This window comes from Formosa sediminum (assembly GCF_007197735.1).
GTDB lineage: Bacteria > Bacteroidota > Bacteroidia > Flavobacteriales > Flavobacteriaceae > Formosa > Formosa sediminum.
On record NZ_CP041637.1, the window covers coordinates 2,321,245 to 2,345,337 of the forward strand.

Annotated in this window: 13 protein-coding genes, 2 tRNA genes and 3 rRNA genes; 12 read left to right on the forward strand and 6 right to left on the reverse strand. The window is 31.8% G+C overall.

Annotated features, from left to right (window positions below; all coding sequences use genetic code 11):
• Positions 1–535: 535 nt before the first annotated feature.
• The 6 genes from FNB79_RS10075 (at position 536) to FNB79_RS10100 (ending at position 8,402) form a co-directional block, all read left to right on the forward strand.
• Positions 536–2,055, forward strand: a 16S ribosomal RNA gene (locus FNB79_RS10075).
• A gap of 95 nt (positions 2,056–2,150) precedes the next feature.
• Positions 2,151–2,224, forward strand: a tRNA-Ile gene (locus FNB79_RS10080).
• 127 nt (positions 2,225–2,351) lie between these two features.
• Positions 2,352–2,425: transfer RNA gene (locus FNB79_RS10085), tRNA-Ala, on the forward strand.
• A gap of 211 nt (positions 2,426–2,636) precedes the next feature.
• Positions 2,637–5,458: ribosomal RNA gene (locus FNB79_RS10090) — 23S ribosomal RNA — on the forward strand.
• Between the two features lie 181 nt (positions 5,459–5,639).
• Positions 5,640–5,747: ribosomal RNA gene (rrf, locus tag FNB79_RS10095) — 5S ribosomal RNA — on the forward strand.
• Together the 16S, 23S and 5S rRNA genes with 2 tRNA genes alongside form the textbook arrangement of a ribosomal RNA operon.
• A gap of 561 nt (positions 5,748–6,308) precedes the next feature.
• Positions 6,309–8,402: an HAD family hydrolase gene (locus FNB79_RS10100; RefSeq protein WP_143381184.1), complete on the forward strand. Its 2,094-nt coding sequence runs from the start codon at positions 6,309–6,311 to the stop codon at positions 8,400–8,402.
• A 44-nt stretch (positions 8,403–8,446) separates the two neighbouring features.
• Here FNB79_RS10100 and FNB79_RS10105 read toward each other — a convergent pair whose 3' ends face one another.
• A complete protein-coding gene (locus FNB79_RS10105; RefSeq protein ID WP_143381185.1) occupies positions 8,447–9,070 on the reverse strand; it encodes a sugar transferase in 624 nt (207 codons plus the stop codon).
• Positions 9,071–9,554: 484 nt separating this feature from the next.
• On the opposite strand from FNB79_RS10105, the gene FNB79_RS10110 reads away from it, so the two are divergent.
• The 6 genes from FNB79_RS10110 to FNB79_RS10135 all read left to right on the forward strand — a co-directional run bounded on the left by FNB79_RS10110 (position 9,555) and on the right by FNB79_RS10135 (position 17,662).
• A complete protein-coding gene (locus FNB79_RS10110; RefSeq protein ID WP_143381186.1) occupies positions 9,555–10,520 on the forward strand; it encodes an ATP-grasp domain-containing protein in 966 nt (321 codons plus the stop codon).
• Positions 10,504–11,181, forward strand: coding sequence for an HAD family hydrolase (locus FNB79_RS10115; protein ID WP_143381187.1), 678 nt, complete (start codon positions 10,504–10,506; stop codon positions 11,179–11,181). Before FNB79_RS10110 ends, FNB79_RS10115 begins: the two co-directional genes overlap by 17 nt.
• A gap of 280 nt (positions 11,182–11,461) precedes the next feature.
• Positions 11,462–12,583 (forward strand): DegT/DnrJ/EryC1/StrS family aminotransferase, encoded by a 1,122-nt coding sequence (locus tag FNB79_RS10120; protein ID WP_143381188.1) that lies wholly within the window; start codon positions 11,462–11,464, stop codon positions 12,581–12,583.
• Positions 12,576–14,486, forward strand: a complete 1,911-nt coding sequence (locus tag FNB79_RS10125) for a polysaccharide biosynthesis protein (RefSeq protein WP_143381189.1) — start codon at positions 12,576–12,578, stop codon at positions 14,484–14,486. Before FNB79_RS10120 ends, FNB79_RS10125 begins: the two co-directional genes overlap by 8 nt.
• A 7-nt stretch (positions 14,487–14,493) precedes the next feature.
• Positions 14,494–15,285 carry a polysaccharide biosynthesis/export family protein gene (locus FNB79_RS10130; RefSeq protein WP_143381190.1) on the forward strand — a complete coding sequence of 264 codons (792 nt, stop codon included), beginning with the start codon at positions 14,494–14,496 and terminating at the stop codon, positions 15,283–15,285.
• Position 15,286: 1 nt separating this feature from the next.
• Positions 15,287–17,662 (forward strand): GumC family protein, encoded by a 2,376-nt coding sequence (locus FNB79_RS10135; protein ID WP_143381191.1) that lies wholly within the window; start codon positions 15,287–15,289, stop codon positions 17,660–17,662.
• A gap of 90 nt (positions 17,663–17,752) precedes the next feature.
• Here FNB79_RS10135 and FNB79_RS10140 read toward each other — a convergent pair whose 3' ends face one another.
• Genes FNB79_RS10140 through FNB79_RS10160 form a run of 5 tightly spaced genes read right to left on the reverse strand, consistent with a single transcriptional unit; the run spans position 17,753 to position 24,073 of the window.
• Entirely contained in the window at positions 17,753–18,751 is a 999-nt protein-coding gene (locus tag FNB79_RS10140; RefSeq protein WP_185967756.1) for an endonuclease/exonuclease/phosphatase family protein, read from the reverse strand.
• A 26-nt stretch (positions 18,752–18,777) separates the two neighbouring features.
• Positions 18,778–19,917 carry a glycosyltransferase family 4 protein gene (locus FNB79_RS10145; protein WP_143381193.1) on the reverse strand — a complete coding sequence of 380 codons (1,140 nt, stop codon included), beginning with the start codon at positions 19,915–19,917 and terminating at the stop codon, positions 18,778–18,780.
• Positions 19,918–21,828: an asparagine synthase (glutamine-hydrolyzing) gene (gene asnB / locus FNB79_RS10150; protein ID WP_143381194.1), complete on the reverse strand. Its 1,911-nt coding sequence runs from the start codon at positions 21,826–21,828 to the stop codon at positions 19,918–19,920. It lies immediately after the preceding gene.
• A gap of 5 nt (positions 21,829–21,833) precedes the next feature.
• Complete coding sequence (locus tag FNB79_RS10155) at positions 21,834–22,982, reverse strand: glycosyltransferase (RefSeq protein ID WP_143381195.1); 1,149 nt, start codon at positions 22,980–22,982, stop codon at positions 21,834–21,836.
• Positions 22,983–22,990: 8 nt separating this feature from the next.
• Positions 22,991–24,073: a glycosyltransferase gene (locus FNB79_RS10160; RefSeq protein ID WP_143381196.1), complete on the reverse strand. Its 1,083-nt coding sequence runs from the start codon at positions 24,071–24,073 to the stop codon at positions 22,991–22,993.
• Positions 24,074–24,093 lie beyond the last annotated feature (20 nt).

The following is a 24,093-nucleotide window of genomic DNA, read 5'->3' on the forward strand; positions in this document are numbered from 1 at the left end:
GGTAATAATGTATTTACAAATTATTTCAAAAAACTTTAAAAAAAGGTTAGGATAAAAGAAATAAAAGGTGGTATATTTGCACCCGCTTAGCGAGGCAACTACGGTAGTTTAGTAAAGCAAAAAGTTCATTAACAGGCTATTGCAATCGAATTTAAATTATTTTAAAAAAGATTAAATAAAGCATTGTTATTAGAAATAAAGGTTGTAGGTTTGCAGCCGCTAAAAACGGCAACGTTTTTAGAAAAGAAAGTTCTTTACAGTGTGTTTTTATTGTGTTTAAAAAGTTTCGGAAACGGGCTTAAAAAAAAACTTCAAAAAAACATTGTGAGATTAAAAAAAAGGTTTTATATTTGCACCCGCTTAACAAGGAAACGCGTTAAGAGATAAAGAGAAATAAGTTCATTAACATATTGAATTGACAGCGTAGATATTAACTGGAAACGGTTAATATCACAAAAAAAGAATAAACCATTTTGAGTACCAAAATTAATTCCATTAGTTGTTAAACGTAATAGTGGAAACACTTAAAAATTTAACGATGAAGAGTTTGATCCTGGCTCAGGATGAACGCTAGCGGCAGGCCTAACACATGCAAGTCGAGGGGTAACATTGTGCTTGCACAGATGACGACCGGCGCACGGGTGCGTAACGCGTATGCAATCTACCTTTTACAGGGGGATAGCCCAGAGAAATTTGGATTAATACCTCATAGTATATGGTTGTGGCATCACAATTATATTAAAGATTTATCGGTAAAAGATGAGCATGCGTTCTATTAGTTAGTTGGTAAGGTAACGGCTTACCAAGACCGCGATAGATAGGGGTCCTGAGAGGGAGATCCCCCACACTGGTACTGAGACACGGACCAGACTCCTACGGGAGGCAGCAGTGAGGAATATTGGACAATGGGCGAGAGCCTGATCCAGCCATGCCGCGTGCAGGAAGACTGCCCTATGGGTTGTAAACTGCTTTTATACAGGAAGAAACACTCCCTCGTGAGGGAGCTTGACGGTACTGTAAGAATAAGGATCGGCTAACTCCGTGCCAGCAGCCGCGGTAATACGGAGGATCCAAGCGTTATCCGGAATCATTGGGTTTAAAGGGTCCGTAGGTGGATGATTAAGTCAGAGGTGAAATCTTGCAGCTCAACTGTAAAATTGCCTTTGATACTGGTTATCTTGAGTTATTATGAAGTAGTTAGAATATGTAGTGTAGCGGTGAAATGCATAGATATTACATAGAATACCAATTGCGAAGGCAGATTACTAATAATATACTGACACTGATGGACGAAAGCGTGGGTAGCGAACAGGATTAGATACCCTGGTAGTCCACGCCGTAAACGATGGTTACTAGCTGTTCGGTCGCAAGACTGAGTGGCTAAGCGAAAGTGATAAGTAACCCACCTGGGGAGTACGTTCGCAAGAATGAAACTCAAAGGAATTGACGGGGGCCCGCACAAGCGGTGGAGCATGTGGTTTAATTCGATGATACGCGAGGAACCTTACCAGGGCTTAAATGTAGATTGACAGGACTAGAGATAGTTTTTTCTTCGGACAATTTACAAGGTGCTGCATGGTTGTCGTCAGCTCGTGCCGTGAGGTGTCAGGTTAAGTCCTATAACGAGCGCAACCCCTGTTGTTAGTTGCCAGCGAGTGATGTCGGGAACTCTAACAAGACTGCCAGTGCAAACTGTGAGGAAGGTGGGGATGACGTCAAATCATCACGGCCCTTACGTCCTGGGCTACACACGTGCTACAATGGTAGGGACAGAGAGCAGCCACACCGCGAGGTGGAGCGAATCTATAAACCCTATCACAGTTCGGATCGGAGTCTGCAACTCGACTCCGTGAAGCTGGAATCGCTAGTAATCGCATATCAGCCATGATGCGGTGAATACGTTCCCGGGCCTTGTACACACCGCCCGTCAAGCCATGGAAGTTGGAAGTGCCTGAAGTCCGTCACCGCAAGGAGCGGCCTAGGGTAAAGTCGATAACTAGGGCTAAGTCGTAACAAGGTAGCCGTACCGGAAGGTGCGGCTGGAACACCTCCTTTCTAGAGAAAGACGACTATTGGAAGATAGTAAAGGTTTTGCAAAAGGAATGATTTATTCTTAGCTGTTAATTTAAAGAAATACTTATTATAGTTAGAGTCTCATAGCTCAGCTGGTTAGAGCGCTACACTGATAATGTAGAGGTCGGCAGTTCGAGTCTGCCTGAGACTACTAAATATAATGAGAAAAGGAAATTTTAGAAGTTGGGTATTAGTTGTTAGTTCATTGTTAATCGTTGTTAGATACAATGAGGATCTAGGGACTAAAAACAAACAACTAAGAACTCAAAACTAAATTTGGGGGATTAGCTCAGCTGGCTAGAGCGCCTGCCTTGCACGCAGGAGGTCATCGGTTCGACTCCGATATTCTCCACAACGGCATAAGATTCAAGCTAATTTAATTAGTAAGAACAGCCACACGTTCATTGACATATTGAAAAAGATACATAAAAATACATTAAGATATTAGCTTATGTAGTATTGCACATACTATATAGGTTAAATTTTAAACAATAATAATTCGTTTTTAGTTAAAGTTTACGAGCTTTTAACTAAAAACAAACTCATTAAAAAAGCAAAAAGTACAATAAGCTAAATAAGGGCGTATGGGGAATGCCTAGGCTCTCAGAGGCGATGAAGGACGTGATAAGCTGCGAAAAGTTGCGGGGATTGGCACATACAATGTGATCCGCAAATATCCGAATGGGGCAACCCACTATATTGAAGATATAGTATCCTTAGGGAGGCAAACCCGGAGAACTGAAACATCTAAGTACCCGGAGGAGAAGAAAACAAAAGTGATTCCGTAAGTAGTGGCGAGCGAACGCGGATTAGCCCAAACCAGTGTTGTTACGGCAACATTGGGGTTGTAGGACCACATTATTCAGACCATGATGAATTAGAACACTTTGGAAAGAGTGACCATAGAGGGTGATAGTCCCGTATAGGTAAAGATTGGCGCGATAGTGGTATCCTGAGTAGTGCGGGGCACGTGAAACCCTGTGTGAATTTGGCGGGACCATCCGTTAAGGCTAAATACTCCTGAGAGACCGATAGTGAACTAGTACCGTGAGGGAAAGGTGAAAAGAACCCTGAATAAGGGAGTGAAATAGATCCTGAAACCATACGCTTACAAGCGGTCGGAGCCCATTAGGGTGACGGCGTGCCTTTTGCATAATGAGCCTACGAGTTACCGTTGCTAGCAAGGTTAAGTGATTAAGTCACGGATCCGTAGCGAAAGCGAGTCTGAATAGGGCGCTTTAGTTAGTAGTGGTAGACGCGAAACCGTGTGATCTACCCATGGGCAGGTTGAAGCTGTAGTAACATACAGTGGAGGACCGAACCGGTTGACGTTGAAAAGTCTTCGGATGACCTGTGGGTAGGGGTGAAAGGCCAATCAAACTCGGAAATAGCTCGTACTCCCCGAAATGCATTTAGGTGCAGCGTTGCAATATAGTTTTATAGAGGTAGAGCTACTGATTGGATGCGGGGGCTTCACCGCCTACCAATTCCTGACAAACTCCGAATGCTATAAAATGTTCTGCAGCAGTGAGGGCATGGGTGCTAAGGTCCATGTCCGAGAGGGAAAGAACCCAGACCATCAGCTAAGGTCCCCAAATATATGTTAAGTTGAAAAAACGCGGTTGAACTGCTTTGACAGCTAGGATGTTGGCTTGGAAGCAGCCATTCATTTAAAGAGTGCGTAACAGCTCACTAGTCGAGCGGTTCGGCATGGATAATAATCGGGCATAAACATATTACCGAAGCTATGGACAAGCAATTGTGGTAGGGGAGCATTCTATTTGTGTTGAAGGTGTACTGCGAGGTATGCTGGAACGGATAGAAAAGAAAATGTAGGCATAAGTAACGATAATGCGGGCGAGAAACCCGCACTCCGAAAGACTAAGGTTTCCTCAGCTATGCTAATCAGCTGAGGGTTAGTCGGGACCTAACGCGAACCCGAAAGGGGTAGTGGATGGACAACAGGTTAATATTCCTGTACCTGCTCTCAATAAAAGTGACGGAGGCGTATATTTGGTGCGTACTGACGGAATAGTACGTTGAAGGATGTGGTAACACTCCGATAGTACACTGCGACTACGGTCAAGGTGATAATCCAGAGAAGCGACTTCCAAGAAAAGCGAGAGAAGCAGCCCGTACCCTAAACCGACACAGGTAGTTGGGATGAGAATTCTAAGGAGCTCGAGAGATTCATGGTTAAGGAACTAGGCAAAATAGACCCGTAACTTCGGGAGAAGGGTCGCCCATCTTCGGATGGGCCGCAGTGAAAAGGTCCAGGCGACTGTTTATCAAAAACACAGGGCTATGCTAAATTGAAAGATGACGTATATGGCCTGACACCTGCCCGGTGCTGGAAGGTTAAGTGGTGGGCTTAGCAGTAATGCGAAGGTCTAAAATGAAGCCCCAGTAAACGGCGGCCGTAACTATAACGGTCCTAAGGTAGCGAAATTCCTTGTCGGGTAAGTTCCGACCTGCACGAATGGTGCAACGATCTGGACACTGTCTCAACCATGAGCTCGGTGAAATTGTAGTATCGGTGAAGATGCCGATTACCCGCAGTGGGACGAAAAGACCCCGTGCACCTTTACTATAGCTTAGTATTGGTTTTGGATAAGTAATGTGTAGGATAGGTGGGAGACTTTGAAGCGGCATCGCTAGGTGTTGTGGAGTCATTGTTGAAATACCACCCTTTGCTTATCTAGAGTCTAACCTTCTTCAGAAGGGACAGTGCTTGGTGGGTAGTTTGACTGGGGTGGTCGCCTCCAAAAGAGTAACGGAGGCTTCTAAAGGTTCCCTCAGCACGCTTGGTAACCGTGCGTAGAGTGCAATGGCATAAGGGAGCTTGACTGAGAGACCTACAAGTCGATCAGGTACGAAAGTAGAGCATAGTGATCCGGTGGTTCCGCATGGAAGGGCCATCGCTCAAAGGATAAAAGGTACGCCGGGGATAACAGGCTGATCTCCCCCAAGAGCTCATATCGACGGGGGGGTTTGGCACCTCGATGTCGGCTCGTCACATCCTGGGGCTGGAGAAGGTCCCAAGGGTTGGGCTGTTCGCCCATTAAAGTGGCACGCGAGCTGGGTTCAGAACGTCGTGAGACAGTTCGGTCTCTATCTACTGTGGGCGTTAGAAATTTGAGTGGATCTGACTCTAGTACGAGAGGACCGAGTTGGACCAACCTCTGGTGTATCTGTTGTTCCGCCAGGAGCATTGCAGAGTAGCTACGTTGGGAAGGGATAAGCGCTGAAAGCATATAAGCGCGAAACCCACCACAAGATGAGATTTCTTTAAAGGGTCGTGGGAGATGACCACGTTGATAGGCTATAGGTGTAAAGACAGTAATGTCATAGCCGAGTAGTACTAATAACCCATAGGCTTATTGTACGCCTGTTTTTTTTAGACGAGTACAAGAATTATTATTAGAGTATATATGTATATAACCTCCGGGTATTTTTCAATATGTTAAGATATTTGCGCTATGAGCGCGGTTGATAGTTGTTAGTTCATGGTTATTAGTTGGAAAAAGATCCAACAACCAAAAACTACAAACCAACAACCAACAATTTAAGGTGATTATTGCGATGGGGCTCACCTCTTACCATTCCGAACAGAGAAGTTAAGCCCATTAGCGCCAATGGTACTGCATTTGTGGGAGAGTAGGTCGTCGCCTTTTTTAAACTAATCCTGAACAATATTTTGTTCAGGATTTTTTTTGTTTATAATCTAACCTTACTACTTCTTACAAATATTATGTAACATAAAAAAGCCCAACATACATATGTTAGGCTTAGTCGTATTTTGAGTTAATCGAATAGTTATATAAAACATTTGTTTTTTATTATATACTATATACTATATATTAAATAGTATTCCTTCGTCAATTATAGTATTATTTACTTATATTAATTTCATCTCATCATACATTATCAGTGTATAAAAAGTTTTAAAAAATAATTAAACTAATAGATTTCTATTTATTTAATATTGTTTTATGAGCTTTAGTTCGTACGTTTTCAATCATTATCATTATTATTCTTCTTATATATTTACTTTTTATAGTTTTTATTTGATACTTATCGAAAAAGAATTTTTTCAAATCAAAAAAAAATTACATTCATGTTGTATTAGCTAAATACAATTATTTTAAGTTTAAGGAAAGATAAATCTAGTCATACCTTACATCTTATTATAATTTTATAATCAGACCCTCCCTAGTCAATTAACCTATATTTGAATGAAAAAGACAAGTGGTGCTTTTGCAAAATGTATAGATTCAGAATCTGTCATTTTTTGTGATATGTTTGATACTTTAGTACATAGAGATGTACATCCTAATTACGTCATGAGATTATGGTCTAAAACTATAATAAGGGCATTAGGAATTAATGTTGATATTGATACGTTATATTTTATTCGTAAAGAAGTTGAACATTTTTTAAGTGATAAATTCAATCTCTTACATGTTGAAATTGAATATTCATTAGTTATAAATGAAATCTACAATAGGCTTGTTTGTTCTGACCTTTTATATAATATTTCTTTAGCTGTATTTCAAGATTATTTTGAAAAAGCAGATATAGTAGTGGAAAAAAAAGTACAGTTTTTAAATTCAAATACAATTACACAATTGCAAGTACTTAAAGAAAAAGGACATAAAATTTATTGTGTTTCTGATTTTTATACTTCTAAAAAAGTACTTAAAAGTTTACTTGAATACCATAATATCTTAGAACTTTTTACAGATGTATTTGTATCTTCTGAATGCCAAAAAAGTAAGCATAGTACAAACTTATATCCTTATCTTATTAATCGGCTTCAATTAGACTCAAAAACGGTTGTAATGATAGGAGATAATTATAATCACGATATTTTAAATGCTCAAAAAAGTAATTTACAAACGCTATATATTCCAAATAAAAATTACTCTAAAACAAAATTAAAATATTCTAAAGGTTCAGATATTAAAGACTATAAAAAAGTTATTAATGGAGTTTATAAACGCTGTAACACAAAAGCAGCTCCTGGCAATAGTGACTATATTTTATTCTATTATAATTATACAGAACGCTTATACTTTAAACTAAAACAATGTGGTGTAAAAAATATTTTCTTTTTGTCGAGAGAAGGTTTATATCTAAAAAAATTGTTTGACTATTATCAAAATTATGTTGTTTTAAATGATCAAGACCTTATAAAAACACATTACTTAAAAACATCAAGACAAGCTAGTATGTTAGTGTCTTTAAAAAGTATAGATACAGAACAATTTTATTTTTTAAGACATAAATATCCAAAATTATCTTTAAAAGGATTTTTAAATAATTTTGATTTTGAATCAGAAATAGTAAATGCTATTATTGATGATTTAGGATTAAATGCCATTGCATCTGATAGTATTCCAAACTTTTTAGATTCTGAGGTTTATTTGGCTTTAAAAAATAATGCACTATTTATTAAAAATTATGATTTAAAACGTGCTGAACAAAAACGTTATTTTGATAGCTATTTAAAGTCTTTTAATGTCGATTTTTTAACAGAAGGTATGCATCTTGCAGATATTGGTTGGGGTGGTACTATGCAAGAAAAATTATTTGATTATTTTAAAGGGAAGGTACATGTTTATGGTTATTACTTAGGTATTAGAGAAGTTTATAATATAACTCCTGAAACAAAACGTTATGGTTTAAATTTTTCAGTCTATCCATTTGCTAGTTATTCAGACCACATTCTTAGAGGAAACATAGAATTAAATGAACAATTATTATCGGCACCACATGGGAGTACTGTTTCTTATGATATAAATTTACCAAATTATTCAAAAGAATTTCATCAAGAAGATGAAAAAAGAATTTATAATGATCATATTTTAAACATTCAAACTTTTATGTTTGAAGAGTTTAAAACACTGCTTTTACAATTAGATAAAATATGTTATTCTAATGATATTGTACAAGAAGAAATGACAAATTATGCTTTACGAGTTGGTTTATTTACTTCTAAAAAGAACATTTCAGAAATGATTAAAATTTCGGAAGGATTTTACTCTAATGTGGGTGATTTTTCAAAAGGATTGACTATCGATACAGATCGTACTAAAAAAGATATTTTAGTAAGTGTAAAAGCTTTTTTATTAACTCCAGAAAAATTATTCAGGTATTTATTAAGACTAAAACCGTATTTATATACTAAGAAGAAGTTTGTTTTATTAGCGTTATTTCCTTCGCAAATTATTTATTGGTATATAAAATTTAATATTGGAATGCGTAGATTATTTTTATCAAACCAGTTTTACTTAAAATATTCTTTTTTTAATTTTAGATTAAAATAGAATTGTAACAGTAATAGATTTTAAATATAATAGAGATATTTGTTTTAACTTATGAATTTAGTTTTTTTTACTGTTCTATATTCATCAAAATCTAATTCATCTGGACTTAAATTTATATCAGAACCTTTAACTACTTTTTCTACAGTTTTAAATAATATAATAAGGTCTGTTTTAAAACTTAGATTTTTAACATATTCAATATCCTTAGCAAGCTTATCGTCCCAACCAATAGAATTTCTACCAGATATTTGTGCTAAACCAGTTATACCAGGTCTAACAGTGTGTCTTATTTTTTCTTCTTCTGTATAATATGGTAAGTATTTAACTAATAATGGTCTAGGTCCTATTAAGCTCATATCTCCTTTTATGACATTAAGTAATTGAGGTATTTCATCAAGAGAAAACTTTCTAATAAAAATACCTAGCGTAGTTACACGTTCTGCATCGGGTAAAAGTTTTCCATTTTTATCTTTTTTATCAGACATGGATTTAAACTTCATTATTCTAAAAACTTTTTCATTTTTACCTGGTCTACTTTGGAAAAAGAAGGGTTGTCCATTTGTAATTAATAAAATTAATGTTACTAGTAAAAAAATAGGTAATAAGATAATAAAACCTATTAACGATGCAGATAGATCGATTACTCTTTTAAATACATTTTTATACATGATGGTATTATACTTAGTTGATAAGAATTTAAGAACTATAAGATTTGTGTTAATTAATTTGTGCTAGAGCCTTGTCTGTTTGTTTTAATACATTAACAAATTTAATCTATTATTGCTTCTAAGTTTTAAACTACTAATATAATTTATTATTTAGGTTTTACAATATTAAACCTATATCTACATAAGAATATTTGTTATAATTAAACTGTGATACAGTGTTTATTCTAATTTTCAGAAAAGAATAATAATGACTGATAAAAGTAATTATACTACAATTCAAAGATTATTTTTGATTGGAAACTATTTATTTATGAAGTTTACAGCGCTTTAAATAATTAGATAGTTAAGATACTAATTGTTGAATAATGAAATGTTAATAACCGGATTTATAATTGATTACATGTAATTTAAAGAAAATAGATAATTGCTTAACATTATAAAATAAATACAATTTCATTAGCTAAATTAATCAATAAGAGTAACAATGAATATATTAATTACATGTGCAGGAAGGCGAGTATCTTTAGTGAAAGCTTTTCAGAAAGAGTTAAAAACTTTATTCCCAGAGGGTAAAGTACTAACAACTGATTTTAGTCCGAATTTGTCTTCTGCTTGTCATGCCTCCGATGGTTTTTTTCATTTGCCATTAATTAGTGATAAAAACTATTTAACAGCTCTAATAGATTTATGCGTAGCTAATAATATTAAATTAATTATTCCTACTATTGACACTGAATTAAAGGTATTATCTGAAAATAAAGGGTTGTTCTTAAATAAAGGTATTACCCCTATAATTTCATCAGATCGTTTAATAAACATTTGTAGAGATAAAAGAAAAACACAAACTTTCTTTACAGATCATAATATTAATGTTGCTAAAGAATACTCAAAAACAAATTATAAATTACCTCTTTATATTAAGCCTTTAAACGGAAGTAGAAGTGTTGACAATTTTAAAATTCTTAAAGAGTCAGATTTAACAGACTATCATTTTAAAAATGATAATTTAATTTTCTTTGAATATATAGATCACAATGAATATGAAGAATTTACTTGTGATTTATATTATAGTAAACACAACGATTTAAAATGTATAGTACCTAGAAAGCGAATAACGGTAAGAGATGGTGAAGTAAATAAAGGGATTACAGTAAAGAATAGTTTACTAGAATACATTTCTAAAAACTTAACATATATTGAGGGAGCTGTAGGTTGTCTTACAGCTCAATTTTTTAAACATAAAGAAAACGATACAGTATATGGTATAGAAATAAATGCACGATTTGGTGGAGGCTACCCTTTGTCTTATCTAGCTGGAGCAAACTATCCAAAATGGATTATTCAAGAATATTTATTAGATAAAACTATAGACTCGTTTGTGGATTGGGAAGATCAACTATTAATGCTAAGATACGATAGCGAAATTTTGGTTCATGGCTATAAAGGATAAGATTATAGTAGTACTTGATTTAGACGATACTTTATATAATGAAATAGATTTTTTAAAATCGGCTTATCAAGAAATAGCGTATATGATTTCTGTAAAATCACAACAATCATCTCAAAACATATATAATGAGATGATTAAATTTTATACTAAAGGAGTAAATGTTTTTGAAGCTATAATTAAACTAACACAAGTAAAAGATATTACTGTAGAAACATTATTAACAACTTATAGGCATCATAATCCTCAAATCACTTTAGGTTTAACTACCAGTGAAATACTAAAGTATTTAAAATCACATGTGTATAAAATTGGTTTGGTTACAGATGGAAGAAGTATTCAACAACGCAATAAGATTACAGCTTTAGGTTTAGATTGCTTTTTAGATGATATAATAATATCTGAAGAATTTGGTTCAGAAAAGCCTAATGTAAATAATTTTAAATTCTATAGTGATAAATATGGTGAGGCTAAATATATGTATGTTGGAGATAATGTAAAGAAAGATTTTATAGCGCCTAAAGCTTTAGGTTGGGTTACTGTTTGTCTTTTAGATAATGGGGTTAATATACATTCACAGAATATAGCTTTAACAGCAGCACAGACACCAGATTTTAAGATTAAAAACTTAAGTGATTTAAAACAAATTCTTAAAGCTATGTAGTTATAAAGCTAAAATTTTAGTATGTAATTACACATATTTAAATGCAATTTTTTAATGTATATACTATTAAAATTATTGATTTTCTCTTTAAATATGAATTAACGTAAATATCTGCTATTCATCGTTTTTATTTGATTTGCACTCGTATTATTATGGATATTTATAAACATTTTGTAGGAATAGCAATTCAATCTGAGATTGATTTTTGTATTATTTTTATGTTACAACTCCCTAAATAGACATAAAAATTGTTTTAAATTTTGATATAACAATTTTACTTATGAATTCAAAAATATGGTTATCATCACCGCATATGGGCGGACATGAATTAGACTTTATACACGAAGCTTTTTCAACTAATTGGATTGCTCCATTAGGGCCTAATGTTTCTGGTTTTGAAGATGATTTAAAACATTTTCTAAAAGACAATAAAGAAATTGCAGCTTTAAGTTCTGGTACTGCAGCTTTACACTTAGCTTTAATACTCTTAGATGTTGGTCCAGGCGATGAAGTTATTTGTCAGTCTAAAACTTTTTCAGCATCTGCAAATCCAATTGTTTATCAAGGTGCAACTCCAGTTTTTGTAGATAGTGAACGAGATACTTGGAATATGTGCCCCATAGAATTAGAACGTGCCATAAAAGATAGAATTTCTAAAGGTAAAACACCAAAAGCTATAATCGCAGTACACTTATATGGAATGCCATATAAAAAAGAAGAAATTCATGCTGTCTCTAAACAATATAATATACCAATTGTAGAAGATAGTGCAGAGGCTTTGGGAAGTCATTACAAAAATCAGAAGTGCGGTACGTTTGGAGAATTGTCCATATTATCTTTTAACGGAAATAAAATTATAACAACGTCTGGAGGAGGAGCTTTAGTGACATCTAATAAAACACAGAAAGAAAAAGCTGTTTTTTTAGCGACACAAGCAAAAGATAAGGATGTAGCATATGTACATTCTCACATTGGGTATAATTATAGAATGTCTAATATTGTAGCAGGAATTGGAAGAGGACAGATGATGGTTTTAGAAGATCATGTTAATAAAAGACGTGCCAATTACGATTATTATGTATCTAAATTAAGTCACATAAAACATATTACGTTTTTAGCAGAACCAAAAGATTATTATTCCAACAGATGGTTAACCTGTATTTTGTTAGATAGTAATAAAAATCAAGAAGGACTTAGAGTCTTTTTAGAAGAAGATAATATAGAAACACGACCGCTATGGAAACCCATGCACCAACAACCCGTTTTTAAAGATGCACCGTCTTATTTAAATGGTGTTTCAGACGATTTGTTTCAACGTGGTTTATGTTTACCAAGTGGATCTAATCTAACTACAGAAGATCTAGAAAGAATAGTTTCATTAATTATAAATTATTTTGAATAGACTAAACAACATACTTGTTAAATTATCTAAAAGGTATGCCTCTAAATGGCTGGTTTTATTGGTAGATTTATGTTTAGTGGCGTCTACGTTTTTTTTAGCTTATTTAATAAGATATAATTTTGAAATCGCTTTTGACTTTAGCAAATTTTTAAAGCAAATACCGTTTGTTCTTATTGCTGCTGCAATAAGTTTTATGGTTGTGGGGTCTCATAAAGGTGTAGTACGTTACACAGGAGTCAAAGATGTTGTAAATATAATTGTTGGCATTAATTTATTGGCCACCCTTTTAATAATTAGTACTTATATAAGTAGAAAATATAATTACGATTCTATTTTCGATATTGCAGGATCTGTTATTTACATACATTTACTACTTAATATATTTTTTCTTATTGGTGCTAAATTTTTTATTAGATCAATATACCATAGTATTATATCCGATAAAAGTTTTTATAATTTAGAACATCATCGTATTTTAATATATGGAGCAGGTAATGCAGGAATGGTAACTTACGATGCTATTACTAATGATGCTAAAAGTAATATTGAAATTTTTGGTTTTATAGATGATAATAGTAAGAAGGTTGGAAAAAAAATAAACCTGTTAGAGGTTTATGATTCTAAGCATATAACTACAGATTTTATTGAAAAACATAAAATAGATGAAGTTATTATTTCTATTCAAAATATTAGCTCCGAACGCTTATTAGACATTACAAAAGAATTTCTAGATAAATCTATAAAAGTTAAAATAACGCCTCCAGTTCAACAATGGATTGATGGCGAATTACAAATCAGTCAGATTAAAGATGTTAGGATTGAAGATTTACTTGGGCGCGAACCTATTAGTATAGACAATCCAATTTTAATTGATGAATACGAAGATAAAGTTATAATAGTAACAGGAGCTGCTGGATCTATAGGTAGTGAAATAGCAAGAAAACTAACCAAATTTAATTATAAAAAATTAATACTTATAGACGTAGCAGAATCGCCTTTATATGAACTTCAGCAAGAGTTTATACAAGACGAAATTAAACGGTTTGAAGTAATAATTGTAGATGTAAGAAATACTGTAAGGATGGATCAAATTTTTACAAATTTTAATCCAGAGATTATTTTTCATGCTGCGGCCTATAAACATGTTCCTTTAATGGAAAATAATCCTTACGAAGCTGTAAGTGTAAATATTAGTGGTACCATTAACATGTCTAATTTAGCCATTAAATACGGTGTAAATAAATTTGTTATGATATCTACAGATAAGGCGGTGAATCCCACAAATGTTATGGGAGCAACCAAACGTATTGCCGAGCTGTATATTAGTTGCTTAAATCATAAAGGAAAAACTAAATTTATTACCACTCGTTTTGGTAATGTATTAGGATCTAATGGATCTGTCATACCCTTATTTAAAAAACAAATCGAAAATGGAGGGCCTTTAACAGTCACACATAAAGATATTACTCGTTTTTTTATGACAATTCCTGAAGCTTGCTCTTTAGTATTAGAAGCAGCTGCAATGGGTAATGGAGGAGAAATTTTTGTGTTCGATATGGGTAAATCTGTTAAGATATTTGATTTAGCAGTAAACATGATTACTTTATCAGGATTAAAATATCCTACAGATATAGATATAAAAATTACGGGCTTAAGACCGGGTGAAAAAATTTATGAAGAATTGCTGGCTAATGGCGAAAATACAAGGCCTACATATCATGAGAAAATAATGATTGCAAAATCTAAAGAGATTGATACTCAAGTAGTACTTAATCAAATTATTGATTTACACGAAACTAATCCCAAATGTTTAACACTGGAAACAGTAACTAAAATAAAAGAGATTGTACCAGAATACATCTCTAATAATTCTAAATTCGAAGCTTTAGATAGTAAAAATTAAAAAACCTATGACACCAACATTTAATCAAATTCAATTTAAATTTTTATTAATACCAATCATTTCTTTAATGTTAGCCTCTTGTGGAGTTAAACGTGAAAGTATTGTTTATTTTCAAGACGAAACAGCTAGCACTACCAGTGAATTAGCTGATTTTGAAATAAGATTTAAACCAGATGATTTATTAACCATAGATGTTTCAGCAATAGATCCAGAAGCAGCCAGACCATTTAATTTACCAGCAGTATCTTATAATGCAAGCTCTGTAGACTTGGCTCAAGGAACTTTAAAAATGCAAACCTATTTAATAGATAATGAAGGGAATATAGAGTTTCCTGTTATAGGATCTATTAAATTAGGTGGCTTGTCTAGAAGTGAAGCTAACCTATACATGAAGAATTTATTAAAAGAATACATTAAGGATCCTATAGTTAATATAAGATTAGCTAATTTTAATATAACTATTTTAGGAGAGGTTAACAGTCCTGGAACTTATAGCTTACAGAATGAAAAAGTATCGTTAACAGAAGCTTTAGGGTATGCCGGAGATTTAACAATTTATGGTAGACGTGACAATGTGTTTTTAATAAGAGAAATAGATGGAGAAAATAGATATTATAAATTTGATTTAACGTCGATAAATGTGATGAATTCACCTCATTTTTTCTTAACCCAAAATGATGTGATTTATGTGGAGCCAAATAAAGCTAAAATAAGATCTTCTAATTATAACCAAAATAACGTAGTATTAATTTCTGCTATTGCTACATTAGCTACAATAACTGCTTTAATTTTTAAATAATATGAAAAACGAAATTCAAGATAATTATACTCATATCAGTGACATTGTTCATTTGTACTTATCCAAATGGAAGTATTATCTATTATCATTGTTTGCATGTTTAGTTATAGCTTTTATCTTTTTAAGATATTCAACTAACGAATATCAAAGTAAAGCGACAATAAAAATTACAGATGAGAAACAACTAAATAAATTTCCAGAATTAGCAGGTTTACAGTCTTCAGGATTGTTATCTAACGAAGGCGATGTTATTTCTGATGAAATAGAAATATTAAAATCTAAAACTATTATTGAACAAGTAATAAAAGATTTGAAATTAAACATCAGATTTTTTGTTCAAGGTAGAATTAAGGAAAAAGAAAACTATATAGATCCACCTATAAGTTTAACATTCTTTAAAAGTGATTCAGTTATAAACGCAGTCGATACAACTTTTTTTGTAACTATAATTAGTGAAGATAAGTTTAATATATCTCACGACGATCCCAAAACATTAACATCCATAAGTGATAATAGTGTACAAAGCGATAGTTATAATTTTGGAGATAAAATAAACACGTCTTTTGGCGGAATGATTTTAACTCCTAATAAAGGTGCTTATGGTTCAGAAATAGGTTCGGTAATTAAAATTGCATTTACACCAGTATCTAAGCTGGTAGAAAGCTATCAATCAACCTTACTTTTAGAAAATGAAAAAGGATCTAGTATAATTAAACTATCTATAAATGGTACAATTAGCTCAAAATCCGAAAACTTTTTAAACACCTTAATAGATAAGTATAACGAAGATGTTATTAATGATAAAGAAGCTGTTATAAAAGTAACTTCAGATTTTATTACAAACAGATTAGATATTGTTTCCCAAGAGTTAGAAAAAGTTGATTTAACTGCAGAGACTTTAAAGAAGGATAATCGATTAACAGACTTAAGTTCACAATCCAATATTTTCTTACAGTCTGAACGTGAAAATGAAAATAAATTAATTACCACTACCAATCAGATTCAATTGATCGATTATATGGAAGATCACTTAGAATCTAATAGTGATGCAGGAGATTTATTACCTGCGAACGTTGGGATAGAAGATAATGGAATTGCTCAAGTTACCAAAAGCCATAACGATTTAGTTATGCAACGTAACCGTTTATTAAAAAATTCAAGCGAAAAAAACCCAACTGTAATTAATCTGGATAATCAGATAAAAGCATTAAAACAAAACCTAGAGCAGAGTTTAACAAATTTAAAGTCTTCTAGTGAAATTACATTAAATTCCTTACAGCGTACAGATTCAAGAATTAATGCTCAGATTTACTCTACACCAGGTAAAGAACGTAAATTTAGAGACATTACAAGACAGCAAAATATTAAAGAATCTCTATATCTATATTTATTAGAAAAAAGGGAAGAAACTGCAATTACTTTAGGGATGTCTTCTCCGAATGCTAAAATTATTGATAGAGCAACAAGTTCTAGTATTCCTGTTAGTCCTAAAATTCCATTAGTATATTTAGCTGCATTAATTTTTGGTTTAGCAATACCAACATCAATAATTTATGCTAAAGATCTTTTAGATAATAAGGTACACACTAAAAAGGACTTAACTAATTATTTAAGCATTCCTTTTATTGCTGAAATACCTAAATCACGTACCAAAAATGTTACAGTAAAAAAGGTAGATTATAGTCCAAAAGCAGAAGCATTTAGAATTTTAAGAACAAATATTGATTTTATGCTGCAAAATATAAAGCATAGATCAAAAACTATTTTTGTTACGTCTACAACCAGTAAAGAAGGTAAATCGCATACATCTGTAAACCTATCACTATCTATTTCACATTCCGAAAAAAGAGTGTTATTTATTGAAACAGATATTAGAGTACCAAAAGGATCTAGATATTTAGAGATTGAAAACGGCAATGGGTTAACAGATTATATCAGTAATGAAAAAATTAAGATTGAAGATATTATTGTTAAAACTAAAGATAATCCGTTTTTAGATATTATTCCATCAGGAACAATACCTCCTAATCCAGCCGAGTTATTGTTAAGCGATAGAGTTAAAGATCTCTTTGAAACTGTAAAAGATAAATATGATTATATAGTTGTTGATACAGCTGCAGTAGGTTTAGTTACAGATACATTACTGTTTAGCCATTTTGCAGATTTATTTATTTATGTGGTTAAAGCAGATTATTTAGATAAGAGAAATTTAAGTATAGCTCAAACTATGTATGATGAAAAACGCTTACCAAATATGACCGTCCTACTTAATAATTCTGATCAGAATAAAAATAATGGTTACGGGTATGGCTATGGTTATGGAAAGAACCCGAATACGACTAAAAAATGGTGGCAAAAGTTATTTAGTAAAAACTAATCAATACATCACTACTTAAGTGTATTAAATTATAATCTTAAAACCCTCTCAAATAGAATTATTTGAGAGGGTTTTTTATGAATACATATATTATAATTTAATGTTTACAAGTACAGGTTCATGATCGGACAGATGTAAATCAAAATTTTGGTGACTTAATATTTTAATAGATGGATTGGTTAAAATATAGTCTAGCCGCAAAGGAACTGACTTTAAATTGTATGTTGTACCTAAACCACGACCTTCTTCTAGATAAGAATCGTTTAAATTCTCTTTTAAAATTCGATAGGGTAATGCATACCGCGTCGAGTTAAAGTCTCCACATATTATTATTTTTCTAGAAGTAGATGCTATGTTTTTTCTTACCTGTTTTGATTGTTCAATTTGTTTTTTAAATGTCTCACTTACTTTATTAAAAAGGGTATGATATATATTACTATTAAATTGTATTAAATTTTGATTTAAACCATGCGATTGTAAATGCACATTATACAATCTAATAGTGTCTGTTTGTATTACAATATCTGCATAAATAGTATTGTTTCTTGTATTCGGAAAATCAATATAGCCTTTATCCACAATTGGATATTTGGAATAAATAGAGAGTAGCGATTTTCCTTTAGTTAATCTTAAATCATTAAAATTATAAGGATAGCCTTGCAGTTTTCGTGTTATATGAAAGTTAGACTCTTGCAATACTAGAATATCTGGTTGTAAGGAATCTAAAAATGTTATAAGTCTTGTAGTCGTTTTTTCGCCTTTATACTTGTAACTAAACCCTTTTGTATTAAATGATAAAATACTAATAGCATTATCTAGCTCACTAGGTTTTAATTGCGACACACTATTGAAGCTGTAAGACCAATTAAAAACTAACAAAAAGCTACACGCACCAATACAATAAAAATACTTTTTTTTATAAATAGAATAGATGCTTAGTATAACGTTTAAAATGAATAGAACAGGTAATATAATACTAAAACCAACAGAAATCCAGCCCCAATTACAGTAACTACTAAGTATGCCTATAAATAAAATAAGTACTATTAATAGTGCAAATACATCAATTTTATCTAAAGTATTTTTCAAATTAATGGCGATTGTATGATGTTTAATTAGTGTTTTATTTCTTCGTTAATTATAGCTATTAATTCTTTATTTATAATATTTACATCAAATCTTTGTTCAGCATAAAGTCTACTATTACGTCCCATTTCTTTGATTTTAGAAGGTGTTTTAAGAAAAACTGCCATTGCTTCTACCAATTCTTCTAAATTATTAGGAGCTATTAATATTCCATTATAATCTTTCTTAACTGTTTCTTTACAACCAGGTGTATTGGTTGTAATTATAGGTAATCCTACAGATAAAGCTTCTAATATAGATCTAGGAACTCCTTCTCGATAGTATGTAGGTAACACAAACACATCGGTATGGTATAAATGTTCTGGAACATTATTTTGCTTACCGTGATAAACCACAATTCCTTTACTATTTAGCTTGTTTAATTTTTCTAATTTTATTGAAGATGGCGAATTATCGGGCTCTCCAATAATATGAAATTCTGCTTCTGGATACGTTTTTTTTAATTTTTTAGCAGCTGCGATATATAACTCTATTCCTTTCTCTTTAATTAATCTTGCTACCAGTAAGAATTTAATTTTGTTAGAAGTATTATCGTTAACTCTAGTTTTATATTTATTTAAATTAACCCCAGAGCCTCCAACAAATGCAACTTTATTTGTTTTTGGTATTATTTTTCTATCTAAGAATAATTTATAGTCGTCTTTATTTTGAAAAACAATAACTTTATTTTTACGTATAGATATTTTATATAAAAACTCGTTTAGTCTTTGTAAAGTTCTAGCTTTAAATGTTAAGCCAGTGAATGCAAACCCAAGTCCTGTAATTAAAGATATTACGGGAACATTACAGGAGTTTGCTGCAATAGAGCTATAAATTACAGGCTTAACTGTATAAGGAAAAACCAAATCAATGTCATGTGTTTTTATTATTGCTTTTAGTTCAGAAATAGACTTTAAATCATTTAAAGGGTTTAAGCCTGTACGTTCTAATTTATATACAACTGGATGTGCACCTAAAGTTAATAGTTGTTGTTTAACTTCTTCTGTATAATCTGGTGACGCAGTATAAACTTCAAAATTATTTTGTATTAAACTTTCAATAAAATCTCCCCTAAAGTTAATTAGAGATGGAGAAAATGATGCTACTAATAAAATTCTTTTTTTTGACATTTAGACTTTAGACTGTTTTAAATAATTGTAAGTATACCATTTTTGAAAACAATAGAAAGACCATACTCTAAACGTACTATCTTTTTTACTATCTAAATGATCTTTTACTAATTTGATTATAATATTTTTATTAAATATACCTTGCATTTCTAGGTATTTAGGCTCTATATAGCGCTCTAATTCTTTACGTAAACTTTGTCTTAACCAATCTCCTGTTGGAGAACCAAAGCCACTTTTACTTTTTTCAAGAAACTCTTCTGGGAATTGGTCTTTAAAGGCTTCTTTTAAAATGTATTTTTTATTCCAACCTTTCATTAAATAATCTTCAGGCAGTGTATTTGTAAATTCCCAAAGGTCTTTATTTAAAAAGGGAGCTCTACATTCTAAAGAGTTCATCATACTAGTTCGGTCTACTTTAGCAAGCATACCACCTTCTAGACTTAAAACTTTATCAACCTGTCTGAAATCGGTTAAGGTTTCGGCTTTATTTAAGTTTAAAATATCTTTATACTCTTGAAACAAATCATGCTCTAAATAATCTGAATTTAAAATTTCAGAAATTTCATTATTTGTATTTGCTAGAGAAATAATATCCCAGTAAAAGTCACCTTTATAATTTATTGCATGTAATAGTTTTTTTATTCTAAACTTTCTACCTCTAGCATCGTCTTTTTCTATTAAGAAATTTTTGCTATGTTTTAAAATAGATTTGTGTAAAAATTCAGGTACAATACTGGTATAGCGTTTATTCATTTTACCAATATAGTATTTGTTGTACCCTCCAAAAACTTCATCTCCACCATCACCAGTTAATGCAACTGTAACGTGCTCTCGGGTTTTATTTGAGAGTAGGTGAGTAGGTAAGGCCGCCGTATCAGAAAATGGCTCATCAAAATTCACAAGAATATCATGAATGTTATCTTTTAAATCGTCTTCATCAATAATAAATTCATGGTGCTTACTGTTTAACATTTTAGCCACAACTCTAGATTTATCAGACTCGTCGTAAGTCGCTTTTTTAAAGCCTATTGAAAAAGTATCTATTTTTCTATCTGTAGCTTGCGATAAACATAAAGAGATAATTGAAGAATCTACACCTCCAGATAAAAAAGTTCCTAGTGCAACGTCAGAAATAGACCTGCTATTTACACTATTGTAAACCAATTCTTTTGTTTTTGCTTTTGCATCATCAAAAGAGATTTGTTGTTTTACCGGAACAGGTTCTGGATTAATTTTTGTGATTGTAGTTGTATGAGAGGCTAAATCATATTCAATATAATGGTTAGCTTCTAACTTAAAAATATTTTTATATATAGTATGTGGTGCCGGAATGTAAGTTAAACGAAAATATAGATTTAAACCTTTTTTAGAGATTTCTGGTGTAAAATCGAGTATGTTAATGATAGATTTTAATTCTGATGCCCATAAAAACTGCGTGTTAGATTGTGTATAATATAATGGCTTTTCTCCAAAAAAGTCACGCGTAATAAAGAGTTTGTTTTGTATTTTATCATAAATGCTAAAGGCAAACATACCGTCTAACCATTGGAATGATTCTACGCCATATTTTTCGTAAAGTTTTATAATAACTTCAGTATCACTTGTGGTATTAAAAGTAACACCTTCTGCTTCTAATTTGGCTTTTAATATTTTATAATTATAGATTTCACCATTAAAAACAATTACAATCTTTTTATCATCTGTATATATAGGTTGTTTACCAGATTTTAAATCTATAATAGATAATCGTCTCATAGCCATACCTACAGACCCGTTACTATTCTCTTCAGAGAATACCCCGTCTTGATCTGGTCCTCTATGAATAATGAGATTATTCATTTTGGTTAATATCCCATTTATCTTGTTGTCTTTAAGACCATTTCTTGTAATAATTCCGTTAATTCCGCACATACACTTTAATTATTTAAAAAGTTATAGAATTTTGAGTATATACTCTTAAGTTCGTATTCTTTAGCTCTTTGTAAGCTTAATTGGCTATATTTTTCACGTTCTTTAGGATTGTTGTTAAAAAAAGCTAACGCGTGTTTAAGTCCTTCATGATCATCGTTGTTAATGAGTATTCCGTATTTACCAAGATGGAACGTGCCAGGTGTAATGGTTATAGTTTCATTATCGTTTAGTAATTCTAACGGACCAGATAAACAATTGGTAGAGATACAAGGTAACCCCATGGCCATAGCTTCAATAAGCGCATTAGGAAAGCCTTCAGTAAACGAAGACAATACAAAGCAATGCTGTTTTAGAAGGTATTCGTTAACATGTTTTACTTTGCCTGCTAAGGTTACTTTATTTTGTAACTTTAAATTAGAAATTTCTTGGGTTAAATAGTTGTGTAATTCTCCTCCGCCTAAAATAGTTAGTTTATAAGGTTGTGTATTATCTTGTAATGCACGCAGGATCATGATATGGTTTTTACGTTTATTTAAAGTTCCTGCTGTTATAATTTTAAAGTTTTTAAAAGTTGTATTTAAAGTTTCAGGAGTAATGGTTTTTTCGGGTAATTCTATAGGGTTATATATAACATCCATAGGGATTTTTACTCCAAAATTATCTTTTAAATCTGTATTGATATATACAGAGTTAGAAAATAGTTTGGTACACTTATTATAATATATGGGATAGAATAATTTAGAGATATAGAGTGAAAGCTTACTTGATGTATTATCTGACGGAAACCCACGTTCACTAATAATGGTTTTTAAGTTAGGATTGGTTGAAGCAATCATACCATTTAATAAGTTTGGAAATGCTAAAAAAGAGATTGAAATGCTTATGTTTTCTTGTTTTATAAAAGCATTGTATTTCTTTTTAAAGCTAACCAAATCAGCAAACTTTGCATAAAATGGTCTGTTAGGAGTTTCGGTAGATAAATATACCACATTGATATCTTCAGGGATTTGAAAATGAATGTGATTGTAAAATAACACAAGTGTTACATTATAGTCTGTTCTTAACATTTTAAGTAACAGGCTAATCACTTTCTCTGCACCTCCACTTCCTAAAGTGATGCTTAAAATACTAATATTTGGTTTTGTTGAGTTCAAACTGTAGTTTAGGTATTAGATAATTCTGTAAATAAATCTTCATATTGTTTTAAAATATGTGTTTTATTAAATTTTCTATAGACAGATTCACTTACTATTTTTGGGTCCCATGTAATGGCTGTCGTTGCTTTTATAATATTATTTAAGTAATCTTCATCACTATCTGCAACCAAACCATTTACATCATCTTCAATAATTTCATTTAAACCGCCAGGTGCTTTATAAGCTAAAACAGGAGTACCTACTGCACAGCTTTCAATTAAGCAATTAGGAAATCCTTCTACATAAGATCCTTGTAAGAAAAAATCACTAGCAGCAAGGTGTTTCTCGACGTCTTTGGTAAACGCGATATGTGTAATTTTATCTTTTAGGTTATAAGTTTCTATTAATTTTAAAATGTGCTCTTGTTCAGGACCTTTGCCAATTAAAGTATAGTGAAACTCAAAATCTAATTGTGATAATATTTTTAGAAGTCTTTCGTGGCCTTTTTGTTTTTTAAATTGTGCTACTGTAATAAATTGTATACAAGGTTTAGTCTTGTCTGTTGTGCTTTTTATTTTAAAGCTATCTGTAATTGGATTATTTATAATTCTTAGTTTAGATTCTGGTATGTTAAAAGTTGATTTCATGTCTTCACGCATATCAATTGATTGACAAAGAATGATGTCAAGCATTTTATAACTTACATTTATCGGAATTAAATTTCCAAATCTGTTTTTACTGTGACTAAAATCCTTAACCACGCTCATAACATTAGCTTCTCTACCAATAAACTTTATTTTGGGAAAAAATACTGAAATCAATGCTATAGCTGTATTTACATGAGCAATTGAACTAACGACTACATCTGGTTTGGTTTTAGCAAAGCCTTTTATAAAATCGGGTATTGCATTTAATACTCGAGTTTTATTAAAATATTTAACCTTAATTGAGTCTGTATTATAAGGTGTTTTTTGTTTGGATCCGGCAAGCCAAAGTTGAGTGTCAAATTTTTCTTTAGAAATATTATTGGCTATAAATGAGACAACTCTTTCTGCCCCACCAGAGGTAAGATCAGGAAGTATAAAGATTAGTTTTATTTTAGTTTTCATAATTTATAGACGTTGTCTCT

What these genes read in the sequence shown, in the direction of transcription:
- FNB79_RS10100 (WP_143381184.1), top strand. Translation starts at nt 6,309, where the DNA reads ATGAAAAAGACAAGTGGTGCTTTTGCAAAATGTATAGATTCAGAATCT.
- FNB79_RS10105 (WP_143381185.1), bottom strand. Translation starts at nt 9,070, where the DNA reads ATGTATAAAAATGTATTTAAAAGAGTAATCGATCTATCTGCATCGTTA.
- FNB79_RS10110 (WP_143381186.1), top strand. Translation starts at nt 9,555, where the DNA reads ATGAATATATTAATTACATGTGCAGGAAGGCGAGTATCTTTAGTGAAA.
- FNB79_RS10115 (WP_143381187.1), top strand. Translation starts at nt 10,504, where the DNA reads ATGGCTATAAAGGATAAGATTATAGTAGTACTTGATTTAGACGATACT.
- FNB79_RS10120 (WP_143381188.1), top strand. Translation starts at nt 11,462, where the DNA reads ATGAATTCAAAAATATGGTTATCATCACCGCATATGGGCGGACATGAA.
- FNB79_RS10130 (WP_143381190.1), top strand. Translation starts at nt 14,494, where the DNA reads ATGACACCAACATTTAATCAAATTCAATTTAAATTTTTATTAATACCA.
- FNB79_RS10135 (WP_143381191.1), top strand. Translation starts at nt 15,287, where the DNA reads ATGAAAAACGAAATTCAAGATAATTATACTCATATCAGTGACATTGTT.
- FNB79_RS10145 (WP_143381193.1), bottom strand. Translation starts at nt 19,917, where the DNA reads ATGTCAAAAAAAAGAATTTTATTAGTAGCATCATTTTCTCCATCTCTA.
- asnB (WP_143381194.1), bottom strand. Translation starts at nt 21,828, where the DNA reads ATGTGCGGAATTAACGGAATTATTACAAGAAATGGTCTTAAAGACAAC.
- FNB79_RS10160 (WP_143381196.1), bottom strand. Translation starts at nt 24,073, where the DNA reads ATGAAAACTAAAATAAAACTAATCTTTATACTTCCTGATCTTACCTCT.